Genomic DNA, 10,768 nt, shown 5'->3' with positions numbered 1-10,768 from the left:
AAGGTTTCCGGCGTCCGTCCAGCAGAACAGCCGGATCTCCGGGACCTAGAAGAACGGGCGCATGTACTCGCGCAAGTGCGGGTCGACCACGTAGACGTAGGTGCCGCGGATGCCACGAGTCAGCAGCACGCTGTAGATGTTCTGAACGTACTCAAGCAGGTCACCATCGCTCAGCTTCTGTCCTGGGTTGTTCTGCCTGCCCTTCTTGTCGTAGTAGCTCTCGCGGTTGAACTTCAGGCTGCGGGTGGCCGGGTCGTAGGTGAGGTCCCGACCGATGATCACTCCCGCGTAGTTGAGGTCGTACCCCTGGATTGTGTGGATCGATCCGACCTCGTCGATGGACTTGGGGGAGTCGACCCAGTCCACGACTCGGCTGTTCCACTGGAGCTCGATTCCGGGGAAGACGATGTCGGCTCGCAGCTTGTCTTTCTTGCTCTCCCAGGACCACGCGTAACCGGCCAGGAGGCGGGCAAGCCCTTGCTCCGCGTCACGGGTCTTGATGGCGTCGACCATCTGCCCGACATCTTCAAAGAAGCGGAAGTCGTACTCGCCGAAGTCGATGGTCTGCGTAGGCGGAGTCGAGCTCAGTACCCGGCGGACGTGCTCGACGTAGTCCTCGCCTGCTCGGACACGCATCTGCGCGGTGAGTCGATGCAGGCGTCCCTGAGCCAGCGACGCCGTGCACAGCTCGGCGAGCAACGAGGCATCGAGATCGGCCGGACGGACGCGTTGCCGCGCGTCTACCAGGAGCACCTGCTGGTGGCTCTGTTGCGTGACCCAGTCGAGTTGGGTGTACCTCGGGTCGTCACTTCCGAAAAGTTTGGCGTTGATCTCCGCGAACTCTCGATTCTTCTGCGCTGAGGTCTGGTTTGCCCTCTGGTTGAGGCGGTGGCTCTCGTCGACCACCAGGAGGTCCCAGGTGTGGGGACTCTTCCCGACGTCGAACGGAGACAGCACCATCTGCGCAGTCAATCCTGGAGTTCTCGCGAACACCGCCTGGATGGACTTCCGAAGCGATTGCTGCGGGACGACCAGGCCGATCTGTAGCCCTTTCAGGGTCGCGGCATTGTCCGGAGTGAACAATCCTGAGAGGTAGGTCTCCGACTCGAACGGCTCGCCGTCCCACTGTCCGATGTCTCGCAGCATCTTCACCAGGAAGATTGCGACCACGGTCTTCCCGGTCCCGGGACCTCCCTCGATCACCGTTCCAGTGCCCGGTTCCCCTCGGAGGTCAGCCAGGAGGCCCTGGACGATCGAGACGACTGCGTCGCCTTGCTGCTCGGTTAGCGACTTGAACGGGGAGAGCTTGAAGAGATCTGAGTTCTCGATCTCCTCAATGGTCGCCTCGAACAGGCCGTCTGCCCGCAGCCGTTCGAAGATCTCGCGGAACTTCCCTCGGTAGCGCTCCCGTTCGAAGTAGCTCCCGTCCACGACCCCAGCGTTGCCATTCAGCACCTGTCGGCCGTCGCCGTGGAACAGCTGGATCAGGTACGACTCAAGATCAAGGCACGCCGACTTGTTGAAGGTCTCGTCGATGATCACCCTGGCCTCGACCAACTGCGCCTTCTTGCCCTGATCCAGATGTTGGCGAAGGCGGCCGCCCCCATCGAGAGACTCGCCGACGTACACCTCCCTGTCGTTGTTCAGCGTGTAGACGACAGGCCAGTCGCGATGCCGATCGGTGGCCCGCCCCCAGGCCGCGACGGCACCGTGATCGAACCGAAGTCGTTCAATCCGGAAGTCGGTCATACTTCGTGCTCCGCCCACGCGCCTTATCGATCGGATACTTGCGCTGCGTCGATTCCAGCTTGGACAGGACGATCGCGTCTGGGTCGAGCTCAAGCTTGTCGGCCAATAGCAAGCAGTAGGTCAACACGTCAGCGAGCTCATCGCGGACAGCGTCGGGATCACCCTGGTCCGACCACTGGAAACACTCGAGCAACTCGCCGGCCTCGATCACGACCGACCTCGCGAGGCTGGCCGGCGTGTGAAACTGCGCCCAGTCACGCTCGTCCACGAGCCTTCGCAACGCCGTGCGCACTGCCTCATCAACCACGCGACCACCTTAGGGGCGGAGCTTGCGACAGTTGTGCGAAACGCGGAAGGGATGCCTGTATCGCGATCAATACTCCCGAACGATTCTGACGCCATGGACATTCGCGCGGCGCGGCGGGTGGCAGGAGTCAGTCAGTCGGAGCTGGGTCGCCGCTGCTGTGTCGCACCCAACCTGTCACCTGAACGTGCATCAGCCCCTGCGACGACACGGTCTGAGGTTGTGGAGGGGTGAAGGCCTCCCGATGCGGAGTGGAGCTGTCTAGGAACCGCTTCACACCAGGAGGCCCTCATGTCCCACGCTGCCCATGCCAACGCAGCCCTGACCCCTCGCGCTCGTCTCCGGCTGGCGCGCTTGTTGGTTGACCACGGCTGGCCCTCGGCTCGCGCGGCCGAGCGTTACGGCGTGTCATGGAAGACCGCTCAGAAGTGGGCTGAGCGCTACAGGGCTGAGGGGCCGGCGGGGATGGTCGATAGGTCTTCGGCCCCTCATCGGCAGCCGAACCGGACCCCGGCCCCGGTGGTGCGCAAGATCGTGCACCTTCGATGGAAGCATCGGCTGGGGCCGGTAGAGATCGGCGACCGGCTCGGGACGCCGTCCTCGACCGTGCACGCGGTGCTGGTGCGATGCCGGATCAACCGGCTCACCCATATCGACCGGGCCACCGGTGAGCCGATCCGCCGCTACGAGCACGAGCGACCCGGCGACCTACTCCACGTCGACGTCAAGAAGCAGGCAGGGTCCCCGACGGTGGCGGGTAGCGTTGCGTCGGCCGCCAGTAGGGCGAGAAGAACCGCTCAGCGACCACCGAGCACACAGCAGGACCTCGCAGCAAGCACGGCAACCCGCTGATGGCACTTGCTACCTGCACACCGTCATCGACGACCATTCCCGGGTCGCCTACGTCGAAGCTCACGACGACGAGCCCAAGGAGACCGCGACGCAGGTGCTGAAGAACGCCGTGGCCTGGTTCGCCGACCGTGGCGTCATCGTCCAGCGGGTACTCAGCGACAACGGCAGCTGCTACAAGTCCACCCTGTGGCGCGAGACCTGCCTCGAGTTGGGCATCACGCGATGAAGACCCGTCCCTACCGGCCCCAGACCAACGGCAAGATTGAGCGCTTCCACCGAACGCTCGCGGAGGGCTGGGCCTCAAGAAGTTGTACAACTCAGAAGCCGCCCGGCTCGCGGCTCTGCCAGCATGGGTCCACGAGTACAACCACCACCGGCCCCAGTCGGCCATCGGGAAGCACTCACCCATCACCCGGTTGAACAACCTGGCTGGGCATCACAGCTAGAACGCCCGTCGCGGCCTCGGCGACGGGCATGACCACGGGCACACGAAGCGAGCCGCGGTCGTCGCGGCGATACGGGGCGGCGGCGTGAAGCATGCTCATGACTGCAGCACCCCCACCTCGGGACGCGTGGCCGTCTGCACGGGCGGCGCGCTCCCCAGAGGGGGCATGTACCCAAGTGTCGCCAACTTCTCTGCGATGGACTGGCTTCCGTCGATGGCATCCAAGTAGCGATCGGCCCGTTTGTCATGGCCCTGCAAAAAGTACGAGCTGGGCTTCGTCCTGCCCCCACAGTCGCACCAGCACCAGCCGTTAGGCATGGGAGCACTCATGGGGATCGCCTTGACCTGTAGGCTGCCATGACATCGATGAACTTCTTGAATGTCAAGACTGACGAGGCTTTGCCCGGCCCAATTGGCGCGACGCTTGTCGGCGCACCAATAGACTTCGTTTGGCGTCAACCTGGGAGAAGAGAAATGACCGGCGACAACCTTCAGTTGGCAATGGACGTTCTGGGAAAGCCGTACTACGCCGACGAATCCTTCGTCCTATACAACACCGACTGTGTGCGAGCGATGCACAAGCTGGCCGAGAACGCGTGCGTCGACCTGACTGTGACATCGCCGCCCTACAACATCGGGAAGTCGTACGAGAAGTACAAGTCCCTTGATGACTATGTCGAATGGTCCAAAGAGTGGATCAACGCCGTTCACGGGGTTACCGCGTTGGCGGGCACATTCTGGCTCAACGTCGGCTACACGCCGCTCCACCCACGGGCTAAGGCGCTCCCGCTGCCGTATCTGCTCTGGAACCTGTCGCCGTTCTACCTAGTCCAAGAGGTCGTCTGGAACTACGGCGCTGGGGTCGCCGGCAAAAAGTTCTACTCACCGCGCAACGAGAAGTTCCTCTGGTATGTGAAGGACGAGCACACCTACACCTTCAATCTTGACGCAGTGCGTGATCCCGATGTTAAGTACCCGCGCCAGTTCAAGAATGGCCGGCTCAAGGTGAACCCACTCGGCAAGAACCCCTCCGACGTATGGCAGTTCCCCAAGGTGACCTCCGGCAGGGATAGGAGTTCGGCGGAGCGGACGCCGCACCCCGCGCAGTTCCCCGAGACCGTCATCGATCGTGTGGTGAAGGCGTCAAGCAACGAGGGCGATCTGGTGCTGGACCCGTTCATGGGGTCGGGAACTACGGCAGTTGTAGCGGTCCGAAACGGTCGAAAGGCGCTCGGCTTCGAGCTGAACGAGTTCTATTGCGAGTTGGCCGTCAGGCGCCACGAGGCTGCATTGCGGCAAGGGGCCCAGGATGAACTGTTCGGTTGATCATCAGGACTTTGTGTAAAGCTTAATCAACTTGCCGGCGCGCGCGTCGGGGGTTGGATCGGCGCGCTGCCCGGTTGGTTGCGCCTGGCCAACCCAGTCTGAGTGACTGAGCCATCCCATCCGAATCATTCTGATCCTCGGCAAGTTGTCGTTCGTGGGATCGAACGGCTCGAAGTTGACGGAGATGTAGTAGCCGTCTCGTACCTTCGTGCCAACCCGCTTCTGAACCTCGACGGGCTGCGCGTAGCTGCGGTTGCCAGGCATCCCAGTTGCCGAGGATGAGGTCTTTATCTCCGTCGAGAACGCGTCGTCGGGCTCGTGCACGAGGTCCTTCTCGGACTTTACTCGCTGTTCCCGCCATATGCCGGGGTAACGCTTGCTGAACTCGACGACCATGACGGTCTCTAGGAAATTTCCCATCATCTGAGGGGACGGCCTGACATCGCTCCCGATCTCTAGCTGACCTGCGATCTTTGTCGTAAGGATTCGGTCCCACACGTCGAGTACAACCTCCACAATCTCGGCTGGCTCGAGAGGGTGTGCGTCAACGAGTTTCTGGGTCCTGGCTGCCCACTGATCGGACCTCAGCCCGTCGTACGGATCGATTTTCGGCGTCATCCCGGGATTCTTTCAACAAACGGCTGGCGTGTCCTCGGAATGACGAATCCGGCCTGTTTAGCCGGAGGGGGATTCGGTGGCGCACATCCAGTTGTACGAACAACAAGACGCTGTGTCTTGGGTGCGCGAACGCTGTTGGAATTGCCCCCTGCCTGTGGATGAATGGCCAGGACGTGGTGTGGGTCATCGGGGAGTCTGGCGAGGCGACAAACTGCGTCATTGCATCGCTGGACACTGTCCATAGGTTCGGCGAACTGTCACGGGCGGCGTGGCCGGGCTGACTCAACTTGGCCGTGCTGAACGTACTTGTCATTCGGAGAGTCGCCGGTCCGTTCGGCGAGCGCTTTGACCCGGTCCGGTCGGGAGTTGTGAGAATTGTCGGCGATCTTCACGAGCGGCGCCGTACGACGTAGTGATGCTGGCGATGACCTCGGGATAGGGCATGCCTGGATGGAGGTTGTTGGAGACCAGGGTGACTACCGCCAGGGCACGTTCTGGCACGCCGCGCTCGCGCAGTGACACGATCGACGTCTCCTCGTCGTCCTCGACCGCGTCGTGTGCCTTGGAAGGCGGGGCCGGTCAGAAGGCCTAGCTCAATGCGACTGGGAGCATGGCGGTGATCTGGAGGTCCAGGTCGTAGTCGATCAGCCCGTCCGCGACGGCCCGGACGTGCTCCATGTAGTCGACGCCGAGCTTGTCGAGCTGTCCGGCGTGAACCTCCACGGCCATCGCGTGGGCGTCTTCGAGCATGAACTGCCTGCTACTCATGGTCAGCCTTCCTGTGGTTTGACGGGTCAGATCCGTTCGGCGAGGTCGGACCAGTACGGGATCCGGTCCTCGGGGGCCGGGCGCTGGTGAGTCCAGGGGATGCCTTCGAAGGTCCGAGCGATCCATTCCTCGAGGGTGGGCGCGTGGTAGATGACGTCGATCTCGTGCGCAGAGAGGACGGGGGAGGGCCGGAGGTGCTCGGCCGAGGGCAGGAACTGGTTGCCGAACAACGGGAGCAGGACGGGGATCGGTCCGGCTGCGCTGCCGTTCTCCACTAGGTGGAGGCGGGGCCGCTCGATCCGGGCGGCGAGCTCGTCGAGGTCCCCGTGCCGCCAGTGTGGCCAGCCCCGCCGGGTCGGAACCGTGTCGACGGGCAGGCCGGACTGGAGAAATTCACGATGCGTAGGGGAGAAGACGAACCCGTGGCGCGCCTGGATCGTCTCGACCTCGTTGTCGCCGAGACCGGGGTCAATCCTCACCCCGGCGCGACGCAGACGCTGGTGGAGTGTGAGGCCACTCGTGTCCTGCGGTACGGCAGGCACTGAATCGCCGAGCACCGACATCGACGGCGAGATTGCGTCGACGTCGTACCACGGTGTCAACGGACCCATCATCTGGTTCAGCCGCTCGTTGTTGTGCGTGTGGAGGATGATGCGGCCGATTGCGAACGCACGCCCGGCTCGGGCCTCACGAGCCAGGGCTTCGATGACGGGTGCGGAGTCGTCGCCGTTGCCCAGGTCCCAGTGGACCCAGAGGGTGTCGATGCCCTCGCTGGAACTCCGCAGTCTGGCCAGGGTCTCCAAGGCGTCGGCGGAGGTGCGGCAGTACTCGGCCTGTCGATCGGGCAGAGTGGCCGAGGGGTGGATGACGACCGTGCCCATCGAACCTCCCGATTCTCACTGACCCCGACTGCGCGTGGGGCACCACGTCCGAGGGTATTCGCGGAGAAGAGGCGTCGGGGCAGGTTCAGTGATCCGGGGACCAGGTGGCTTCCGGCTACCTAGAGTGACGCGAAACGTGGCTTGACGAGGGGATGGACGTGCGCGTCGATGAAGGATCTGTGACCTGGTCGGCGTCCGATCTCACGTCCGCTTCGGAGTGCGAGTTCCGGCTACTGCGTTCCCTCGATCGCTTTCTGGGCCGGGGACCGCGTCTGGAGAAGGTCGACGACCCGCTGATGGCGCAGGTCGTCGACCTGGGGCTCAAGCACGAGGAGACCGAGCTGCAGCGTCTGCTGGGGGTGCACGGACCTTATGATCCGGCACGACGATCAGGGGTGCGGATCCTTCCTGGCCCCGGTTCGCCGGGGCACGGCTCTGCGGAGCAGGCCGCGCAACTCACCCGCGAGGCGTTGGCGGACGGTGCGGACGTGCTCTACCAGGCTGCCTTCTTCGACGGGGAGTTCCGGGGGTACGCCGACTTCGTCCGGGGCACCGAAGAGGGCTGGGTGGTGTGCGACACCAAGCTCGCCAGGCACGCCAAGCCCCAAGCACTGCTCCAGCTGGCGGCGTACGCCGACCAGCTCACAGCCCTTGGGGTGGAGGTCGCCCCCACTGTCGAGCTGCTGCTCGGCAACGGGGACCGCGAGGTCTTCCCCCTGGCCGACGTCGCCCCGGTCTTCCGGGAACGCCGGGGACGGCTGCGAGAGCTGCTGCGACACGTCGACCAGGGCCAGCCGGCCATCTGGGGAACGCCGGGCATCGCGTTCTGCGGAAGTTGCGCCGACTGCACCCTCGAGATCGAAGCAACCCAGGACCTTCTGCTGGTGGCGCGGATGCGCAAGGACCAACGACGCAAGTTGATGGACGCCGGGATTGCCACCTTGGAGGGACTGACCTCGAGCACCACGGCTCCGCCCGGTCTCGCAGTCGGTACCTACGAGCTGCACCGTGCTCAGGCTGCGTTGCAGCTCGACCAGATGGCCTCGGGCGAAGTGACGGCGACGGTCCGGGACGAGCAGGCGATCCTGCGGCTTCCGGAGCCGTCGCCCGGCGACATCTTCTTTGACTTCGAGGGCGACCCCCTGTACAGCGAGGGCGATCCGCGGGACTGGGGTCTGGAGTACCTGTGGGGGATGACCTTCCCGCCTGCCCACGAGGCAGCGGAGCCTGAGTTCGTCTATCTGTGGGCCGACGACCACGCGGCGGAGAGGCAGGCACTGGCCGACTTCCTGGAGCTGGTCGCGGAGCGGCGGGCGAAGTTCCCCGACATGCACGTCTACCACTACGCGCCGTACGAGGTGACCGCACTGAAGCGGCTGGTCGGCAAACACCCAGAGTACGAGGAAGGGCTGGACGACCTGCTGCGGAAGGGCTGCTTCGTCGACCTATACGCGACGGTCCGGGGCGGCGTCCTGGTCTCGCAACCGTCGTACAGCATCAAGTACCTGGAGCCGCTGTACATGGACCGACCGCGGGAAAGTGACGTGAAGGCCGGCGACGCCTCCATCGCGGAGTACCACCGCTACCGGGTGCTGCTGGCCCACGGCGACCTCACCGAAGCAGCGGTGAGCCGGGAGTCGCTCCGGGAGTACAACGAGTACGACTGCCTCTCCACGCTGGGGCTGCGTGACTGGCTACGCGGCCTGGTCGAAGGCAGCGCTGCGGAGACGGTCCCGCTGCCCGAGGATGACGAAGCGCCGCAGGAGGACGCCGAGCCGGAGCCGCTCTACGCCGACCTGATGGCACGCAGCGGACCTGAGCACAGCAACGAGCGCAGTCCTGCGGAGCAGACGTGGGCGATGCTGGCGGCAGCGCTCGACTACCACCGCCGCGAGGAACGCTCGTACTGGTGGGAGCACTTCGCGCGGCTCCGCGACCCACTGGAGTCGTGGTGCGACTCCAAGGACTGCTTCGCCTTCGACGCCGACGACCTCACGGCGACCGATTGGGAGAAGGCACCCGGCAAGCACACCTTCTCGCGCACCCTCACCGCCACCGGACGGCTGGGCGGCGGGAGCACCGTGGAGGCACCGATCAAGATGCAGATCCTGTACGGCGCACCAGTGCCCGAAGGGTGCAAGATCCCCGAGGGGGGTCAGTACGCCGTCGCGAGCATCCCCGCCGACGTCAACGAGATTCACCCGGTCGGCAACGACCTGACCCGGGTCGTCCTGGTCGAACGATTGAAGAAGAACGTCGTCGGTCACGACATGGTGCCGCTCGCCCTCGTGCCCGGAACTCCACCCTTCGCAGGGCCACTTCGCGACGCGATCCGGGCGGTGGCGAACCGGGCGGATTCGGCCGGCGCCCTCCCCGACGACCCCGCGATCGACATCCTGTGCCGGGTCCCGCCACGGCTCGGCGGCCGCGCCCTATCTCGCACCGGGGACACCAGGGCTGACCTGGTGGAGAGCCTGCGTCACCTGGACCGTTCCTACCTCGCCGTCCAGGGCCCTCCCGGGACCGGCAAGACCTGGACCGGTGCCCGGGTCATCAAGGACCTGGTGGAGCAACACGGCTGGCGGGTCGGCGTGGTCGCTCAGTCCCACGCGGTGGTGGAGAACATGCTGGGTGCGATCGTCAAGGCAGGGCTGGACCCGGCACGGGTCGGCAAGAAGGACAACAGGGAGCCGAGCCCCACCTGGACCAGCGTCACCAAGCCGTCGGTCTTCCTCGGCGAGCACGAGGACCAGGGGTGCGTGATCGGTGGCACGGCGTGGACCTTCACCGGAAAGGAGATCGAGCGGAACTCGCTCGACCTGCTTGTTATCGACGAGGCCGGCCAATTCTCCCTGGCCAACACGATTGCTGTGTCCGTGGCAGCGCAGCGACTGCTGCTGTTGGGTGATCCTCAGCAGCTGCCCCAGGTGAGCCAAGGCCGGCACGCCGAACCGGTCGACGAGTCCGCGTTGAGCTGGATCATCGACGGCCACGCATCTATGCCGCAACACCTGGGCTACTTCCTGGAGACGACCTACCGGATGCACCCCGCCCTCTGCGATCGCGTCTCCACGCTTTCCTACGACGGCCGGTTGCACGCTGCTCCGCAGGCCGCGGCGCGACATCTGGACGGGGTCGCGCCCGGGCTGCGGGTCTCTCTGGTCGACCACCAGGACAACAGCACCTCCAGCCCCGAGGAAGCCCGACAGGTCGTCGCGGAGGTGAGGGACCTGCTGGGGCGCCAGTGGTACGACCCGGAAGCCCCCGAGCCACGCGGCCTGGGGGAGGAGGACGTGCTGGTCGTGACGCCGTTCAATGCGCAGCGGATCCTCGTGCAGAAGGAGCTAGCGGCAGCGGGGCTGCGGAAGATTCGCGTCGGCACGGTGGACAAGTTCCAGGGAAAAGAGGCGCCCGTGGTGGTCGTCTCCATGACCGCCTCCGCCCAGGAGGACGTGCCCCGGGGGATGGAGTTCCTGCTCAACCGCAACCGCGTGAACGTCGCAATCTCTCGCGCGCAGTGGCTCGCGGTGGTGGTGCGCTCGCCAGCCCTCACCCGCTACATGCCGTCGACCGTGCGGGAGCTCCGAATGCTGGGCGCCTTTACTGGGCTCTGCGAGTAGAGCCACTCCGGTCCCCGCTTCGTCGATAACGACGCATTCTCAGTTGCAGATGATCTTGGAGGGGGGTCCAGCCACGGGGCCAAGATCTCATTCGATGCGTCGCTCGCATCCGTGTAGGCAACGGCATTCAGGACTAGCAGGCGAGGTCTTGAGCAGCGAGACATCACGGGAGTCGACACCATCGGGGATGCGCGGCACCGGAAAG

7 protein-coding genes and 1 pseudogene are annotated in these 10,768 nt (G+C 64.8%); 3 read left to right on the top strand and 5 right to left on the bottom strand.

The features are described from left to right. Positions 1–45 precede the first annotated feature (45 nt). Together C0R66_RS10830 and C0R66_RS10825 are read right to left on the bottom strand one after the other, a co-directional pair. On the bottom strand, positions 46–1,749 hold the full coding sequence (locus tag C0R66_RS10830) for a DUF2075 domain-containing protein (protein ID WP_101524711.1): 1,704 nt from the start codon (positions 1,747–1,749) through the stop codon (positions 46–48). Beyond that, entirely contained in the window at positions 1,730–2,056 is a 327-nt protein-coding gene (locus C0R66_RS10825) for a nucleotide pyrophosphohydrolase (protein ID WP_101524710.1), read from the bottom strand. The genes C0R66_RS10830 and C0R66_RS10825 overlap by 20 nt, the downstream gene beginning before the upstream one ends. A 288-nt stretch (positions 2,057–2,344) precedes the next feature. On the opposite strand from C0R66_RS10825, the pseudogene C0R66_RS10820 reads away from it, so the two are divergent. After that, a pseudogene (locus C0R66_RS10820) lies at positions 2,345–3,351 on the top strand (IS481 family transposase). A 356-nt stretch (positions 3,352–3,707) separates the two neighbouring features. Next, a complete protein-coding gene (locus C0R66_RS10810; protein WP_199286639.1) occupies positions 3,708–4,676 on the top strand; it encodes a DNA-methyltransferase in 969 nt (322 codons plus the stop codon). A gap of 3 nt (positions 4,677–4,679) precedes the next feature. Here C0R66_RS10810 and C0R66_RS10805 read toward each other — a convergent pair whose 3' ends face one another. From C0R66_RS10805 to C0R66_RS10795, 3 genes are all read right to left on the bottom strand, one after another. Continuing rightward, a complete protein-coding gene (locus C0R66_RS10805; protein ID WP_101524707.1) occupies positions 4,680–5,294 on the bottom strand; it encodes a ScaI family restriction endonuclease in 615 nt (204 codons plus the stop codon). A gap of 588 nt (positions 5,295–5,882) precedes the next feature. Continuing rightward, positions 5,883–6,062, bottom strand: coding sequence for a hypothetical protein (locus C0R66_RS10800; protein ID WP_101524706.1), 180 nt, complete (start codon positions 6,060–6,062; stop codon positions 5,883–5,885). Between the two features lie 26 nt (positions 6,063–6,088). Then, positions 6,089–6,943 (bottom strand): hypothetical protein, encoded by an 855-nt coding sequence (locus C0R66_RS10795; protein WP_101524705.1) that lies wholly within the window; start codon positions 6,941–6,943, stop codon positions 6,089–6,091. A 296-nt stretch (positions 6,944–7,239) separates the two neighbouring features. Here C0R66_RS10795 and C0R66_RS10790 point away from each other — a divergent pair, with 296 nt between their 5' ends. Beyond that, positions 7,240–10,563: a TM0106 family RecB-like putative nuclease gene (locus C0R66_RS10790; protein ID WP_158648001.1), complete on the top strand. Its 3,324-nt coding sequence runs from the start codon at positions 7,240–7,242 to the stop codon at positions 10,561–10,563. Positions 10,564–10,768 lie beyond the last annotated feature (205 nt).

Origin of the sequence: Nocardioides houyundeii (genome assembly GCF_002865585.1) — a bacterium.
Taxonomy (GTDB): domain Bacteria; phylum Actinomycetota; class Actinomycetes; order Propionibacteriales; family Nocardioidaceae; genus Nocardioides; species Nocardioides houyundeii.
Note: the sequence above shows the minus strand (reverse complement) of the source record. Positions and strands in the feature narration are given on the sequence as shown.